Source organism: Blautia sp. 1033sp1_1033st1_G9_1033SCRN_220408 (genome assembly GCF_040929965.1).
GTDB lineage: Bacteria > Bacillota > Clostridia > Lachnospirales > Lachnospiraceae > Blautia_A > Blautia_A ammoniilytica.
On sequence record NZ_JBFKZO010000002.1, the window covers coordinates 118850 to 134728 of the forward strand.

The following is a 15879-nucleotide window of genomic DNA, read 5'->3' on the forward strand; positions in this document are numbered from 1 at the left end:
CTTCCTCCTAACTATTACACAAGTGCTTTGATCATTTTGGCGATGGTAGCCACAGACTGAGGATGTCTCAGTATTACTGCATCAGAACCTGCTGCCAGGTCTGCTGCTGCTGTCATAACTTCCATATCAATTCCACGCTCGTCCTCAGATCCCCACTCAGGCATATCTGCCTCGGAAGCAACGGATTCTTTTACGCCCCATGTCTCAGAAGCTACCGGTGTAATAATCGGCATCTGCAGCATATTATCATTCTGGGAAAGTGCTGCACCTTTGATACGATCCATAGTGGAAACAACATACTCATAACCATATCCTACAGTAGCTGTTCCAACATTCATAACGATCTTCTTTGCATCAACACCTAACTGTGTTGTTACAACGTTCAGCTGTTTAGCAAGGTTGATATCATCAGCAGACTCTGCGCCAACGATCTGGCCGTAAGCAAGACCTGCTGCTGCACCGATTGCCTTGTAGTTCTCTTCCTTCTCAGACAGAACAATGATGTTCCGGCCCTGAAGAGCCTCTGCAACCTTAGGAAGAAGTTCCGCATCCTTCTCCACATTCTTGCAGCCCTCTACAACCAGTGGACAGTCAATAGCCTCTGCAACCTCTTTTACAACTGCGATCAGTTCCTCTGTAGATTTGTTAGCTCCGTTAGGATCTCCGCCATCCAGATTGAGCACAACAAAATCTCCACCTTCCATAGCAGCTGCCTTCTTGGCAATCTCAGCCATGGTGGTGCAGCCTTCATAATATGCCCTGATTCCAGGAGCAAAATCATCAAGGCCCATATCGGTGATCTCAACACCGATCTTCGGAGCGTTCTCGGTCGGATTATCAAATGTATAGAAAGGGAATGTGGAATTGCCTCCTATAACAACTGCTTTATCGCCAGTTCCAACCGTAACCGCATTGATCTTTGCATTAAATTTTTGTGGTTTCTGATTAAATGGCATTTCTAATAAGCCTCCTTAGATTATTCAAAAATAATTATACTACATCATCGGGTCCATTGACAATGCCGGATGATTATGTTCTGTTAAAAATGCAACAAGCACTTCCGGATCTGTTGCAACGGTTTCATCCCCGATCATATCCGTAAAATTGTCAATCCCATAAAGCTCTTTTGCAGTCTTATTCAAGCGTTCTGCAACTGTGTCCTTTAATTCCTTGGGCATCCATACAATACGTTCAATACCGCCTTCTGCCTTCATGAATTTCTTAGATGAAATAAAATGTTTTCCATGTCCCATAAATCCAGGTGTCTGAACACCGCCGCCAGTCATGGATGCCATCTCGGAGAACGTCATTCCAAGAGGAGTCATACCGGCATACTCACGGTTTGCGATCACCACGCCATTGGAAAATGGCTCAATACCGCAGATACATTCAAAGCATCCGCAGGAAGTCATAGGATCCTGCATAATGGAATACAAGGTAACATGCTCAAGAGCTCCCTGTGAGAACTTCTGAACTGCCTCATCCACATCTTCATAAGACCCCAGGTTCTCATCAATAGGACGTTCCTTTGTGATCACCTGACATGGTCCGTTTGGATCAAGCTCATTCGTAGATTTTGCATCAAGCCAGGAAACAGCACCGCAAAGCCCCAGTCTTTCAGGTGTGACTACGCACACATGGGACGGAGAAAATGCCTGGCACAGGATACAGCTGTAATACACATCTACTGACTCATCTGTAAGAGTCTCCAGACGGGCATCACGTTTGTCAAAGGTAGGAATACCTACTTCATGACGCATCCTGGTACATTCTGCCGGATCTGTAAAGATCGTTACCTGACATTTGTCTACAACTGCTTCAAATTCATTCTTCACCTGGGTATACAGTACTTCTCCGAAATGTTTCGCACGGAAGCCTGCTTCATAAGCCTCATTACTGATACGGATACGGAACATATCCCTCTGGCCTGTATGATAAACACCCTCAATGCAGTTTATATAATTGTGGAATTTACGCTCGATAACCGGTTCAAAATCCGGCTGCATCTTCTTTCCTGCTACTTCTACCAGGTAAGCAAGACTATGTTTGCTGCCAGGTTCAAAGGTATCGATTTCCGGGCCTACGACCGTGATCTTGTGATCCTCAACCTCGTCCATGGCCTTGGTCTGTACAAGCTCTACGCAGTCCACACGGGAACCGTCAAATTCCACACGCATATCCTTACGACGGATGATCTCCCCCTCAAATGCAGAGGCAAATGCAACCGGGATATCTACTTTTGTGATCTTGATCTTAATATTTCTGGCTTCCAAAGAAACCTTATTGAAATCTGCTACATTGGGGCATGCGATCAGTGCGCCTGGTACTTCTTCAATATTCTCAGTCTCATTGGAGATTACCGGGAATCCAAGCTTGATCGCACCGGCTCCTGCAGCCAGTACAACGTCATCTACCGGCTTAAAGGCATTTACAAATGCAGGTACCCTCTCAGCGGTATAAGAAATCAGTGATGCTGCATCCCCTGGTGTTACATTACCAAAGATCAGTGCTGCACGAAGTGCAACAGATACCACATGGATCACAGAGGTAACGTCCTTACCAAGAGGAACGATACGGAGATTGTATCCCATCTTAAGCCCCAGTTCCTGTGCCTGGTCAATAATACCGCCTACCAAAGTTACAAGAATACCCTGTGCCTGGTAGCTTTTGATCAGATCTACGCCTTCCTGGGCTGTAGGTGCGGATCCAAGGATCACGGCTACGCCTGGAATGTCGCCGGTAACAAGGGGTACACCAAGCTCACGGATGATTGAATCCGCAAGATGGCCATAGCATGGCTCCTGATAAGGTTCTGCACCATCCAGATATTTCAGTGCTTCAATAAACTCTGCGCACAGAGCTGTAGCAACACCGGACATCAGAGCATTGTCAAGGGTCTCTTCCCTGTTCATCAGGGATTTTACTACACCAAGAGCTTCCTTAAGCTCTCCCAGTGTTTTGATCTTAACACCGGTAACAGCATAGTAACACGGCAGACAGTATGCTGTATGTGGAAATCCTACAGCCTTGTCTGCGCCATTGGCTTGTACGGCATCGTTTACAGCCTTCTCTGTAAGGCCGTAAACAGCGTCATTTCCGCTGAAAATTCTGTTGATTAACATTGTTTCCATCTCCTTTTTTGTATGTTAATCTAAACCTGAATCAAGAATGCCTCGGCATTCTTGCTGCGAGGTGCGCGTCATGCAATTGCATGACATACTTCTCCTGCGCACCTCTGCAATCCTGCCGGAGGCTATATCGTAAACCGGGGCAGGGGAAAATATCCCCTGTCCCGGATTGCCGATCACAAGACCAAAACTTTACCCTCCGCTGCAAAGCTTTACGTCATGTCCTGTTAAAACAGGTAAGACAAATCCGCAATTACATCATTGGATCCAGTGCAAGTGCAGGATGACCTTTCTCTGTAAGGAAGCCTACCAGAGTCTCCGGATCAGTTGCTACTGTCTCATCACCGATCATATCAGTGAAGTTGTCGATTCCGTAAAGGTCTTTTGCAGTTGCATTTAATTTGTCTGCGATAAACTCTTTTAATTCTTTTGGCATCCAGACGATACGCTCGATACCGCCCTCAGCTTTCATAAATTTCTTGGAAGCAATAAAATGCTTACCATGTCCCATGAAACCAGGTGTCTGAACACCACCGCCTGTCATGGATGCCATCTCTGAGAAGGTCATTCCAAGAGGTGTCATGCCTGCATACTCACGGTTTGCGATAACAACACCGTTGGAGAATGGCTCGATACCACAGATACACTCGAAGCATCCGCAGGAAGTCATAGGATCCTGCATAATGGAGTACAATGTAACATGCTCCAGAGCACCCTGGGATAATTTCTGAACTGCTTCATCAACATCCTCATAAGCACCAAGTTCTTCGTTGATCGGACGCTCTTTTGTAATTACCTGGCAAGGTCCATTCGGATCCAGCTCGTAGGTAGCCTTAGCATCCAGCCATGAAACTGCACCGCAAAGTCCAAGTCTCTCTGGTGTTACCACGCATACATGGGACGGGGAGAAGGCCTGGCAGAGGATACAGCTGTAATATACGTCAACAGACTCATCTGTAAGATTTGCAAGACGGTCATCACGTTTCTCAAAGATCGGGATAGCAACTTCATGACGAATTCTTGTACACTCAGCAGGATCTGTATAGATCACAACCTCACACTTATCTACAACAGCATCAAACTCATTCTTAACCTGTGTATACAGAACCTCACCAATATGTTTGATACGGAATCCTGCATCAAATGCTGCATGGCTGATACGGATACGCTGCATATCTCTCTGGCCTGTATGGTATACACCCTCGATACAGTTGATGTAGTTGTGGAATTTACGCTCGATAACCGGCTCAAAGTCTGGCTGCATGTTCTTACCGGAAACTTTAACAACATAAGCAATGCTGTTCTTGCTTCCATCTTCCATCTCGTCTACTTCCGGTCCAACAACTGTGATCTTGTGGTCCTCAACCTCTGAAGCGTCACAGGTATGTACAAGCTCTGCACAGTCTACACGGGAACCGTCAAACTCAACACGCATGTCTTTACGACGGATGATCTCACCCTCGAATGCAGATGCAAATGCAACCGGGATATCAATATTTGTGATCTTGATCTTAATGTCACGTGCCTCAAGGGAAGTAGCATTAAATTTGCTAACATCCTCCTGAACGATCAGGCTCTTAGGTACACGGAAAATGTTCTCTGTCTCGTTTGTGATAACAGGGAAACCAAGTGCGATGGCACCAGCACCGCATGCAACAACAACATCATCCAGAGGTCCGAAAGCATTAACAAATGCCGGAACACGATCCATGGTATATTTCATAAGAGTGCCTGCATCACCAGGTGTTACATTACCGAAGATCAGGGCTGCACGAAGTGCTACGGATACTACATGGATCACTGCTGTAACATCCTTGCCAAGCGGGATAACACGTACATTTGCGCCAGTATTCATACCAGCTTCTTTTACCTGGTCAATGATGCCGCCAACCAGTGTTACAAGGATACCCTGTGACTGATAGCTCTTTACAAGAGCAACACCCTCTTCTACAGAAGGAGCTGTGCCAAGGATAACTGCAACGCCTGGGATATCTCCTGTTACAAGGGGAACACCCAGCTCACGGATCACTGCATCAGCAAGATGGCCATAGCATGGCTCTTCATATGGTACAGCACCGTCAATATATTTCAGGACTTCGATGAACTCAGCACAAAGTGCGGTAGCAACACCGGACATAAATGCATCATTCAGTCTTTTTTCTCTTGTCATCAGTGTTTTTACAACACCAAGGGCTTCTTTTAATTCTTTTAAGGTAGTAACCTTAGAACCGGTTACTGAATAGTAGCATGGAAGGCTGTAAGCTGTGTCAGGAAAGCTTACTGCTTTGTCTTCGCCATACTGAGCAATTGCAGCATCAATCGCACCTTCTGTTAAACCATATACAGCGTCATTTCCGCTGAATACTCTATCAAATAATGTCACTGTCATACCTCCTATTATTTACAGACTTGAATCATTATTTACAGGAAACCCTCCGATCGCTCATCTGTTATCAGATGGTCCCATCTATTTTATTCTTGATCTTTCTGATCTCATCCGTCACAGACTGGCTGAAATCATAGGGGGATTTCCCCTGGCGGTCTGCGTCCATTACTTCAGTATTGTAATGGATCATCCCAAGGAGATCTTCTGCCGGGATCCTGGAGCGGATAAACTCCTCATCCTCAGAGTTTCTCACTTTGTTAGCCACCACTTTCACCTGGGATACACCCAGGTCTTTTGCAAGACGCTTAACATTCTTGTAAGTCTGTACGCTTCTTGCACCCGGCTCGATCACCACGATAAACTCATCCATACTTTCTGTGGTACCCCGGCCCAGATGCTCCAGGCCGGCTTCCATGTCCATGATCACCACATCATCTCTGTGAACCACAAGATTGCTGATGATCCTTTTAAGCATTACATGCTCAGGGCAGACACATCCGCCTCCCCCTGTCTCCACAGTACCAAGGACAAGCAGTTTTACTCCGTTGCAGGTCTTTCCGTAGGTATCCGGAATATCATCCACTTTAGGATTCAGTGTATAGAACTGATTCCGGCTGTTTGCTCCTGTACGTTCCTCCACAAGCTTACGCATCTTTGATATCGGTACAATGGAATCCAGTGTATCCTCATCAAAACCAAGGGCAAGGCCAAGATTGGCATCCGGATCCACATCTGCTGCAAGAACCTTCTTCCCCTCATCTGCGTATAATCTGGCAAGTGTTGCCGCAAAAGTTGTCTTTCCTACTCCGCCTTTACCGGTTACTGCTATCTTCATAAGTTAATCGCGCCTTTCCTGCTATCAGATTCCGAGAGCGTCACGTTTTGCTTCGATTCTCTCGATCATCAGATCGCCTAATTTATCAATGTCTTTTTCAACGGTATAAGCAGCCTCTACCCAATCACGAACGCCGCTGGTAAGAAGCTCTGCCACCTCTGTAGATCCGGAAACATAAGGATCTACACCAAGGAAGGTATCAAGACCTGTAGCTACTACATAGTTACCAATGGATACAGCCTTCTCAGACATCCACTCCGGAGCACATCCTACAACAGGAAGCTGGGAAATGTTAAGTCCGGAATCCTTTGCAAGCTCAGCTGCAAGGATCATCATACGGCTGATATCAACACAGGAGCCCATATGTAATACTGGTGGGATATCTGCAAGCTCGCAAACACGTTTCAGACCTGCACCGCAAAGATCCTTTGCAGCTTTGTCCATAAGGCCTGCACGGGCTGCAGCCTGTGCGGAACATCCAGAAGCGATGATCACGATATCATTTGCGATCAGCTTCTTCATCAGTTCAATATGTGCTGTGTCCGGTCTTACTTTCGGGTTGTTGCAGCCAACCATAGCAACTGCTCCACGGATAACACCGGAAGTAATGCACTCAATAAGAGGTTTGGTTGTACCAGTCTCATCAACCTGAGAGTTGGTAACACCGTCAAGTGTCTTAACGATAGCTTCTACAGAATATCCAACTGTTGCTTTATGCTTCAGCTGAGGAATATGTACAAGCTCCGGTCTTCTGTTCTTGAAGTTCTCACAGGCAAGCTTTACGATATTCTTAGCTGTCTCTCCTGCGTTGTCAGAATGGAACTCAATGAAATCAGAGTCTGGCATCTGGCAGATCGGAGAAGTTGTGATGAACTTGGTATGGAAGCACTTGGAAAGAGGCCCAAGAGCCGGGAAGATACACTGAACGTCAACAACGATAGCCTCACATGCGCCTGTAAGCACTACGTTCTCCTGCTGCAGGAAGTTACCTGCCATCGGAATACCACGGCGCATAGCAACCTCATTGGAAGTACAGCATACACCGGATACAGTGATTCCCTTAGCGCCCATGGATTTTGCATAATCGATCATTTCCTTGCTGTCTGCATACTCACAGATCATCTCAGAAAGGCTTGGATCATGACCATGAACAACGATATTTACATTCTCTTCAACCATAACACCAAGATTTGCTTCTGTGTCAATTGGCTTTGGTGTTCCGAACAGAACGTCAGAGAACTCAGTTCCGCACATGGAACCGCCCCATCCATCAGAAAGTCCGTTACGAAGGGACTGACGGATCAGAGCCTCCGGCTTGCTGGTGTTACCCATATGGGTCATATGAAGAGCGCAGGAAACCTCACGGTCGATCGCTCTTGGCTCAATGCCTGCTGCATGCCACAGATCCTGTGTATGCTGAGGAGCTCTTTTAAGCCATCTGGAATAGCCTTTGATCTTTCCATATTCTTCCTGAGCAAGTTCAGACATCTCGTGAGCAAGATCGTAAATATCTCTTCCCTCTGTCTCAACGCCCCACTCTTTTGCAATACGGATCAGCTTCTCAGGATCCTTTACCTGATAATCGCCGCCCTCTTTTGCATGGCTCAGTGTGATACAGATCTCACGGCCGTGATCAGAATGGGTAGCAGCACCGCCAGCTACGAAACGAAGGAAGTTTCTTCCTACGATACCGTGTACGTCACATCCGCAGATACCTCTGGATGCCTTTGGTGTAATACGGCATGGTCCCATGGAACAGATACGGCAGCAGACACCCTGCTCACCAAATTTACAGTGAGGAGTCTGATTCTTTACACGCATCTGCCATGCATCAGCGCCTACCTTTGCACCTGTCTCAAGAAGACGGGCTGTGGCAGCTTCAAACTCTTCCACTGTAGTCAATTTAAATTCGCTCATTATTAACCTCCTTAATGATCATACATCCATGCATGAACAATTTTCAAAAGAGAACCATGGATGTACTTCTTGGGTATATTAGATGATCCCAGGGCAGGCATCCCATCCCCACCCATGGGATATTTTATTTAAAAAAAATCAAAGATTTAATTTGCCGGCAATTTCACGAAGTGCTTTCTTTACAGGATTATCCTCCGGAAGCTCTACCGTGGGACGTCCCTCACAGTCAAACTCATAAACAGACTCATCCTGCGGAACCACTCCCAGAAGTGTAAGACCCTGATTCCGGATCTCTTCCTGGATCCCCTCATTCAGCTTACCCTGCGGCGCACGGTTCACGATCAGTCCTACTGTATCAGGATGCATGTTGCACTCCTGGATCAGCTTTGCAATACGTCCTACTGCCTGGATGCCCCTCCTGGAGCAGTCGCTCACCAGAATAGCCGTCTGCATGCTGGGCAGTACGCCTCTGCTGATATGTTCCATACCAGCTTCATTATCTACTACAAAGTAAGGATAATTGTTCTGGTATTTTGCCAGCTGTGTCTGCAGGAGGCCATTTACATAGCAATAGCAGCCTTTGCCCTGAGTCCTGCCCATAACCAGAAGGTCAAAATCATCATCCTCCACAAGTGCATCCTCAAAACGCATTTCAGCATAGTCAGCCTTGGACATACCGGCTGGAATCGGGCTAACCTTCGCCAGTTCTGCCTGTGCGATCTCTTCCCTTACATCGCCAAGAGTTGTCTCCACCTTTACGCCAAGAACCTCATTCAGATTGGAATTGGCATCTGCATCTACTGCCAGCACAGGACCCTTGCCCTGTTCGCAGAGATACTGGATCAGCATTCCGCATAATGTGGTCTTTCCAACGCCGCCTTTACCTGCAACTGCAATAACATGTGCCATAACTTTAAATGCCTCCTGTCAATTATCATAATGCTGCAATCTTATACAAGTGTGCGAAGTCCGGATCTGTCAATGATCTCAGAAACATCTTTCCATTTGTTAAGTGCATACAGATGGATACCGTCAACACCAAGTGCACGATACTCATCGATCTGTTTGATAGTATACTCAATACCCTCTTCTTTGAATGCTTTGATCTTATCATCATAGAACATATCAAATGGCTTGCCGTCTGCATCTTTTGCTGCAAATGGATTCGGGAACAGCCAATGTCTGGAGATCAGTCTGCAAAGCTCACGATCCATTACACAGCCGTTACGTGAAAGAGCCATATTAATGGTAGCAGACATATCAAGGATCGGCATTACTCCAACATCTACAGGCATTGTAACACCGGCTTTACGGATAGCATCCAGCCAGTATTTGAACTGCTCCATATCCCAGCAAAGCTGAGTCATGATATAATCAGCACCATTGTCCTGTTTCTGTCTGAGGACTGCAATGTCACTCTCAAGGCTGCGACATGCAATGTGTCCTTCCGGAGATCCTGCTACAGCGATCTCAAATTTATCGCCGTACTGGTCACGAACAAACTTAACAAGGTCTGTTGCATAATCAAAATCACCGCAGGTAGTAGTCTCGCCAAGGGGAATATCTCCACGAAGCGCAAGCATATGATCAACGCCCTCTTCCAGATACTGATCCAGCTGAGCTTTGATACCGTCTTTTGTATTCTTAATAACTGTAAAATGTGTTACAGGGATAGTACCTGCATTCTTGATCATCTGACACACTTCTCTGTTGGCGCCTACATTTCCGCCGCCTGCACCATATGTACAGGAAATGTACTCCGGATGATATTTCATCAGGTGCTCAATCGTTCCAGGAAGATTTGCCATTCCTTTTTCCGTCTTCGGTGGGAAAAGTTCGAAGGACAGCAGCATCTTTTCTTTCATTGCTTCTGATAATTTCATTTTACATACCTCCACGTATATTATTTGCTTTATATAACTAAAGGCCCAAAAGCCCTTATTACCTGTTATTATGATCCGCATTCGCCCCAGCGATCCTGTAGGAATGTGGAAGCCATGACTGGCTAATCACATTTTACCTTAACAATACTGTTGGCAAGATCTACCATAAGGATACTGCCTTCTACAATACGCTCATCCCCCATGATATCACGAAGAACAAGCTTATCGCCATCTACATCAATACGGCTTACATTTTTGAAGATCACTGAATCATCACTCTGTTTGTAAACGGTTGCAAGACACATAGTCAAACGCCTCCTTAATATTCACAGCTGCAAAAACAGCCGCTTTGCAACAACCGTGCTTATGCACCCACTGTCATAATTGTTATTTGCTGATCTCTTCTTTTACAAGAGTAAGGGCAAGTCCAAGACGCATATTCCCTTTCTGAAAATCAGAAACTCCCTCGCGGATGGTCTTTGCAGCTGTAGCCATGCCCATCTTCTCTAAATTGTCTGCCATCTGATCCAGCTCTGCTGCATGGTGTTCATTATGCTGCAGCATATAGGTAAGAAGTGCAACTGTTTCATTCTTGCAGTCGCCTCCCTGGCAAGATGTACAATGGTCACCACACTGCTGACCCTCCCCGTGTGTATGGTCATGCTCTTCTCCGTGCTCATGTGTATGTGTATGGGAATGGCTCACTCCGTCCGCATGTGTATGCTCATGTGTATGCTCATGTCCATGCTGTACAAGATTGCCATTTTCGTCTTTAATCAAGTGCATGTGTATGCTCCTTTCTCTTTGCCCCACAAAAGGGCAGACTTATGACATAATTTTATCAATTATCATCATTATACAACCTTTTCAACCCGTTATCAAGGAATATTCACTGAATTTTAAACAAATATTGCATTTTTTAATGTGCATTTCTATTCTTTTTTGCTTAATCACTTTACCTTGCTGATGTGTTCGTTTTCTTTTTAACAATCTTTTTCAAAAAAATATTCAAGAATGCCTCGGCATTCGGCAGCATCATAAAAAAAGCCTTCCCCACTGGTATCCCGGATAAATATCCAGGACAGCCAGAGGAAGGAAGGCCTTTATCAATTCTGTGTCGATTCAGAAATCACATTATTTCTCAGGACCTGCAGATACAAGTGCTTTACCAGCTGCATTTCCTTCATATTTAGCAAAGTTCTTAACAAATCTGTCAGCCAGATCTTTTGCCTTTGTCTCCCACTCAGAAGCATCTGCATAGGTATCTCTTGGATCAAGGATAGCCGGATCAACTCCCGGAAGCTCTGTAGGAACCTCAAAGTTGAAGTATGGGATCTTCTTAGTAGGCGCATTCAGGATGTCACCGTTCAGGATCGCATCAATGATACCACGGGTATCTTTAATAGAGATACGTTTACCTGTTCCGTTCCAGCCTGTGTTAACAAGGTATGCTTTAGCGCCGCTCTTCTCCATCTTCTTAACAAGCTCTTCTGCATATTTGGTAGGATGCAGCTCCAGGAATGCCTGGCCGAAGCATGCGGAGAATGTAGGTGTAGGCTCTGTGATACCACGCTCTGTACCAGCAAGCTTAGCAGTAAATCCGGAAAGGAAGTAATACTGTGTCTGCTCTGGTGTAAGAACAGATACTGGCGGCAGTACACCAAATGCATCAGCAGAAAGGAAGATCACATTCTTAGCAGCCGGTGCAGAAGAAACCGGGCGAACAATATTCTTAATGTGGTTGATCGGATAAGATACACGGGTATTCTCTGTAACGCTCTTATCAGCAAAATCAATCTTTCCATCTTTATCAAGTGTTACGTTCTCAAGAAGAGCGTTACGTTTGATCGCATTGTAGATATCCGGCTCAGACTCTTTGTCAAGGTTGATAACCTTTGCATAGCAGCCGCCCTCGAAGTTGAATACTCCGTTGTCATCCCAGCCATGCTCATCATCACCGATCAGAAGACGCTTAGGATCTGTGGAAAGTGTAGTCTTACCTGTTCCGGAAAGTCCGAAGAAGATAGCTGTATTCTCACCGTCCATATCTGTGTTTGCGGAGCAGTGCATGGAAGCAATACCCTTCAGCGGCAGATAATAGTTCATCATGGAGAACATACCTTTCTTCATCTCTCCGCCGTACCATGTATTAACGATTACCTGCTCACGGCTTGTGATGTTGAACATAACAGCTGTCTCAGAGTTAAGACCCAGCTCTTTAAAGTTCTCAACCTTTGCCTTGGAAGCATTGTAAACAACAAAATCAGGCTCGAAATCTTTCAGTTCTTCTTCTGTTGGCTGAATGAACATATTTGTTACAAAGTGAGCCTGCCAAGCAACCTCAACGATAAAACGGATAGCCATACGTGTGTCTTTGTTTGCGCCGCAGAATGCATCTACAACATACAGTTTCTTATTGGAAAGCTCCTTCTGAGCGATCTCTTTAACTGCCTGCCATGCTTCCTGTGTTGCAGGATGGTTATCATTCTTATACTCGTCGGATGTCCACCATACAGTGTCCTTGGAATTCTCATCCATAACGATATACTTATCTTTAGGAGAACGTCCTGTATAAATACCGGTCATTACGTCCACTGCCCCAAGCTCGCTGACCTGACCTTTTTCAAAGCCTTCAAGTTCCGGCTTTGTCTCCTCTTCAAACAACATCTCATAAGAAGGGTTGTACACAATCTCAGTAGTTCCTGTAATGCCGTATTTTGTTAAATCGATTCCAGCCATCTTACATTTACCTCTTTCTTCAAATATTGTTTATTTACCTGTTACGCAGGTATGTGATATCTTTTTAACGATATCATTGCAAAGAAGTACCTTGTTCCTTCTTTGGTTATTATTATACATAATAAAAGAATAAAATCAACCAAAAAATACATTTTTTTCTTTCAACTATATTTGACTGTAGTAGTTTTTTAATAGAATTGAGTTAACTCTTTCACATTTCTATGTTATACTAATACATGAATTTAGTGCAGCTTCCGCACATGTATTGAGGAGGATTGATTGATTTGAGAACAACTGTTTTTCTTAACAACGACAGAGAAATGCCCCTTCTTGGGCTTGGCGTTTATAAAACAGAAGATTCAGAAGCAGAAACTGCCATTAATGCCGCCGTAAAGGCCGGCTACCGACTGATCGATACTGCTTCTGTATACAAGAATGAAGAAAGTGTTGGCAAGGCCATTGCTAAATGCGGCATCCCAAGGAAGGACCTTTTTATCACCAGTAAAGTATGGAATACTGCCCAGCGCCTGGGTGATATTGACGGTGCCTTTTACAGAAGCCTAGAAAGGCTGAAACTGGATTATGTGGATCTGTATCTAATCCACTGGCCGGTACCCGGCTGCTATCTTGGCACCTGGCAGGCTTTGGAGAAGATTCTGGATTCCGGACGTGCCCTTTCTATTGGAGTAAGCAATTTCCAGATCCACCATCTGGAAGAGCTTAAGAAGGTTTCCGGCATCATCCCGGCAGTGAATCAGATCGAATGCCATCCATTATGTTATCCCAAAGAGCTGATCGAATATTGTGAATCCGAAGGCATACAGGTACAGGCCTATGCCCCACTGGCCAGAGGAGCTTATTTTGACAATGATGTGATGTGTGTGCTTGCCACGAAATATGCCCGCACCCCAGCGCAGATCGGTCTTCGGTGGGCCATCCAGAAAGGCATCAGCGTGATTCCCAAGTCTGTTCATCCGGATCGGATCGCTTCCAATGGTAATGTTTTTGATTTTACCATTGAAGATGAAGATATGGCTATCATTGACACATTAGATGAAGACTTCCACAGCTCCCACGTACCGGAAGACCTGCGGGATGTGATCTTCTAAAACAAAAGAACTGCTGTTTTTTGGCAGCTGGTATAAGGCCTTTTATCTGGTACCTTATACTGTCGCCAGAAACAGCAGTTTTTATAATAATCATATAGCAATTCAAGAATGCCTCGGCATTCTTAGCTTTATTCAACCCAGGGAAGAGATGAAATCTCTACCTTTTTATCACGGAGCATCAGATCGATCACTGCATCTGCTGCCGGCTTATCTTCAAAAAGGATCTTATTCACCTCATCTACAATAGGCATTTCCACTTCATACTTTTCTGCAAGTTCTTTGGCTGCCTTGGCAGAATACACACCCTCTACCACCATCTTCACTTCGTCCATGGCCTGTTTCATAGTGTATCCCTTTCCCATCAGATAACCGGCTTTACGGTTACGGCTGTGCACACTTGCACAGGTAACGATCAGATCGCCGATCCCGGAAAGACCAGCAAAGGTTTCTGCCTTTGCACCCATCTTTACGCCCAGACGCCCGATCTCAGCGATACCTCTTGTAATGAGAGCAGCCTTTGTATTATCACCATAACCAAGGCCATCTGCAGTACCTGCTGCAAGAGCGATCACATTTTTCAAAGCGCCGCCAAGCTCTACACCCAGGATATCCGGTGTAGTATACACACGGAACACAGGGCTCATAAAGATTTCCTGAAGATACTCTGCTGTCGCCCTTTTATGGGAACTGACCACACAGGTGGTGGGAAGACCACGGCTTACCTCTTCTGCATGGCTTGGTCCTGACAGCACACATACATTAGCACAAGGAATCTCCTGTTCAATAATTTCGCTTAAAGTCATAAGCGTCTTCTCTTCCACCCCTTTGGCAACATTCACAATGATCTGTCCCTGGCGCACATAAGGAGCCAGCCGTTTGGATGTGCTTCTTGTAAAAGGGGAAGGAACTGCAAGTATCACCACATCCGGCTGATCCATTGCCAGTTTCTCATCCTTTGTTATCAGTATTCCCTCCGGGATCTTCACACCGGGAAGCTTTGCAGGATTTTCTCTTTTTTCACAAAGAAGAGCAACCTCATCCCCCAATGCAGACCAAAGGATCACCTGATGTCCGTTATTGTTCAGAAGGATTGCAAGAGCAGTTCCCCAGCTGCCTGCACCCATTACACTGATTTTTGCCATAGCATTCACCTCATTTATTTTCTAACCGGTTTTTAATCAAAATAAACCTTATTTATTCTTTCTTGCCGAATATTCTAATATAAACCTTATTTATTCTTGCTGGCTTTTCCAAGATAAACCTTACTTTCTTTACCAGAAAGAAGTCTGGATATGTTGGATCTGTGGCGGTATACAGCCAACACGGTCATCAGTCCCATTACCACATCCATCTCCACAGTATGGGATAAATCCATGCCATAACATCCTATTGCTCCAAATACCACAAAACAGATCCATGCAGTTACATAGGCGCTGATAGAACCTACTGATACATAATGAATCGTAAAGAACAAGATAAGAAAAACACCAGCTGCGATCAAGAATACCCTCCAGTCAAGGGCAAGGAGCATCCCTGCAGAAGCAGCCACTCCCTTCCCTCCTTTAAAATGAAGATAAAAAGGGAAATTGTGGCCAAGTACACAGCCTGCTGCTGTGTACATTCCCAACAGAGGAAGTATATCCTGATAATTGTTCTTAAACAGATGATCTATCAGAAGGATAGCCAGCACGCACTTAAACATATCTCCCAGCAAAGTGATGGCTCCAGCCTTTTTGCCCAGTGTACGCAGGGCATTGGTGGTGCCTGCATTGCCGCTGCCGCACTGGCGAATGTCAATATGATGAGATTTTCCTACCAGATAGCCGGTCTGAAACATGCCGAATATATAACCGATCCCCAGACAAATTAATCGTTCCATAAT

General features: G+C 45.3%; 13 protein-coding genes. 1 reads left to right on the forward strand and 12 read right to left on the reverse strand.

The window, feature by feature from the left end; genetic code table 11:
* Positions 1–14: 14 nt before the first annotated feature.
* The 10 genes from acsD to pckA form a co-directional block, all read right to left on the reverse strand.
* Positions 15–956 (reverse strand): acetyl-CoA decarbonylase/synthase complex subunit delta, encoded by a 942-nt coding sequence (gene acsD / locus AB5916_RS02350; protein WP_158420441.1) that lies wholly within the window; start codon positions 954–956, stop codon positions 15–17.
* 39 nt (positions 957–995) lie between these two features.
* Positions 996–3122 carry an acetyl-CoA decarbonylase/synthase complex subunit alpha/beta gene (gene acsB, locus AB5916_RS02355; RefSeq protein WP_368189096.1) on the reverse strand — a complete coding sequence of 709 codons (2127 nt, stop codon included), beginning with the start codon at positions 3120–3122 and terminating at the stop codon, positions 996–998.
* A gap of 259 nt (positions 3123–3381) precedes the next feature.
* On the reverse strand, positions 3382–5511 hold the full coding sequence (gene acsB, locus AB5916_RS02360) for an acetyl-CoA decarbonylase/synthase complex subunit alpha/beta (RefSeq protein WP_368189097.1): 2130 nt from the start codon (positions 5509–5511) through the stop codon (positions 3382–3384).
* A 70-nt stretch (positions 5512–5581) separates the two neighbouring features.
* Positions 5582–6349: an AAA family ATPase gene (locus AB5916_RS02365; protein ID WP_158420445.1), complete on the reverse strand. Its 768-nt coding sequence runs from the start codon at positions 6347–6349 to the stop codon at positions 5582–5584.
* A 24-nt stretch (positions 6350–6373) separates the two neighbouring features.
* Complete coding sequence (gene cooS / locus AB5916_RS02370) at positions 6374–8266, reverse strand: anaerobic carbon-monoxide dehydrogenase catalytic subunit (protein WP_158420446.1); 1893 nt, start codon at positions 8264–8266, stop codon at positions 6374–6376.
* A 138-nt stretch (positions 8267–8404) separates the two neighbouring features.
* Complete coding sequence (locus AB5916_RS02375; protein ID WP_158420447.1) at positions 8405–9175, reverse strand: AAA family ATPase; 771 nt, start codon at positions 9173–9175, stop codon at positions 8405–8407.
* 41 nt (positions 9176–9216) lie between these two features.
* Positions 9217–10149 carry a methylenetetrahydrofolate reductase gene (locus AB5916_RS02380; RefSeq protein ID WP_158420448.1) on the reverse strand — a complete coding sequence of 311 codons (933 nt, stop codon included), beginning with the start codon at positions 10147–10149 and terminating at the stop codon, positions 9217–9219.
* Between the two features lie 122 nt (positions 10150–10271).
* A complete protein-coding gene (locus tag AB5916_RS02385; protein WP_158420449.1) occupies positions 10272–10454 on the reverse strand; it encodes a CooT family nickel-binding protein in 183 nt (60 codons plus the stop codon).
* Between the two features lie 82 nt (positions 10455–10536).
* Positions 10537–10935 carry a cobalt transporter gene (locus AB5916_RS02390; protein ID WP_368189099.1) on the reverse strand — a complete coding sequence of 133 codons (399 nt, stop codon included), beginning with the start codon at positions 10933–10935 and terminating at the stop codon, positions 10537–10539.
* A 348-nt stretch (positions 10936–11283) separates the two neighbouring features.
* Positions 11284–12888: a phosphoenolpyruvate carboxykinase (ATP) gene (gene pckA / locus AB5916_RS02395; RefSeq protein WP_368189101.1), complete on the reverse strand. Its 1605-nt coding sequence runs from the start codon at positions 12886–12888 to the stop codon at positions 11284–11286.
* Positions 12889–13172: 284 nt separating this feature from the next.
* Here pckA and AB5916_RS02400 point away from each other — a divergent pair, with 284 nt between their 5' ends.
* A complete protein-coding gene (locus AB5916_RS02400; protein WP_288219172.1) occupies positions 13173–13997 on the forward strand; it encodes an aldo/keto reductase in 825 nt (274 codons plus the stop codon).
* 128 nt (positions 13998–14125) lie between these two features.
* Here AB5916_RS02400 and AB5916_RS02405 read toward each other — a convergent pair whose 3' ends face one another.
* Positions 14126–15139 (reverse strand): NAD(P)H-dependent glycerol-3-phosphate dehydrogenase, encoded by a 1014-nt coding sequence (locus AB5916_RS02405; RefSeq protein WP_368189102.1) that lies wholly within the window; start codon positions 15137–15139, stop codon positions 14126–14128.
* A gap of 86 nt (positions 15140–15225) precedes the next feature.
* Positions 15226–15876 carry a glycerol-3-phosphate 1-O-acyltransferase PlsY gene (gene plsY, locus AB5916_RS02410; protein ID WP_368189103.1) on the reverse strand — a complete coding sequence of 217 codons (651 nt, stop codon included), beginning with the start codon at positions 15874–15876 and terminating at the stop codon, positions 15226–15228.
* Positions 15877–15879: the final 3 nt, after the last annotated feature.

Excerpts from the sequence above, each read along its gene's own strand:
- acsD (WP_158420441.1), bottom strand. The coding sequence starts at position 956 with ATGCCATTTAATCAGAAACCACAAAAATTTAATGCAAAGATCAATGCG.
- acsB (WP_368189096.1), bottom strand. The coding sequence starts at position 3,122 with ATGTTAATCAACAGAATTTTCAGCGGAAATGACGCTGTTTACGGCCTT.
- AB5916_RS02365 (WP_158420445.1), bottom strand. The coding sequence starts at position 6,349 with ATGAAGATAGCAGTAACCGGTAAAGGCGGAGTAGGAAAGACAACTTTT.
- cooS (WP_158420446.1), bottom strand. The coding sequence starts at position 8,266 with ATGAGCGAATTTAAATTGACTACAGTGGAAGAGTTTGAAGCTGCCACA.
- AB5916_RS02375 (WP_158420447.1), bottom strand. The coding sequence starts at position 9,175 with ATGGCACATGTTATTGCAGTTGCAGGTAAAGGCGGCGTTGGAAAGACC.
- AB5916_RS02380 (WP_158420448.1), bottom strand. The coding sequence starts at position 10,149 with ATGAAATTATCAGAAGCAATGAAAGAAAAGATGCTGCTGTCCTTCGAA.
- AB5916_RS02385 (WP_158420449.1), bottom strand. The coding sequence starts at position 10,454 with ATGTGTCTTGCAACCGTTTACAAACAGAGTGATGATTCAGTGATCTTC.
- AB5916_RS02390 (WP_368189099.1), bottom strand. The coding sequence starts at position 10,935 with ATGCACTTGATTAAAGACGAAAATGGCAATCTTGTACAGCATGGACAT.
- pckA (WP_368189101.1), bottom strand. The coding sequence starts at position 12,888 with ATGGCTGGAATCGATTTAACAAAATACGGCATTACAGGAACTACTGAG.
- AB5916_RS02405 (WP_368189102.1), bottom strand. The coding sequence starts at position 15,139 with ATGGCAAAAATCAGTGTAATGGGTGCAGGCAGCTGGGGAACTGCTCTT.
- plsY (WP_368189103.1), bottom strand. The coding sequence starts at position 15,876 with ATGGAACGATTAATTTGTCTGGGGATCGGTTATATATTCGGCATGTTT.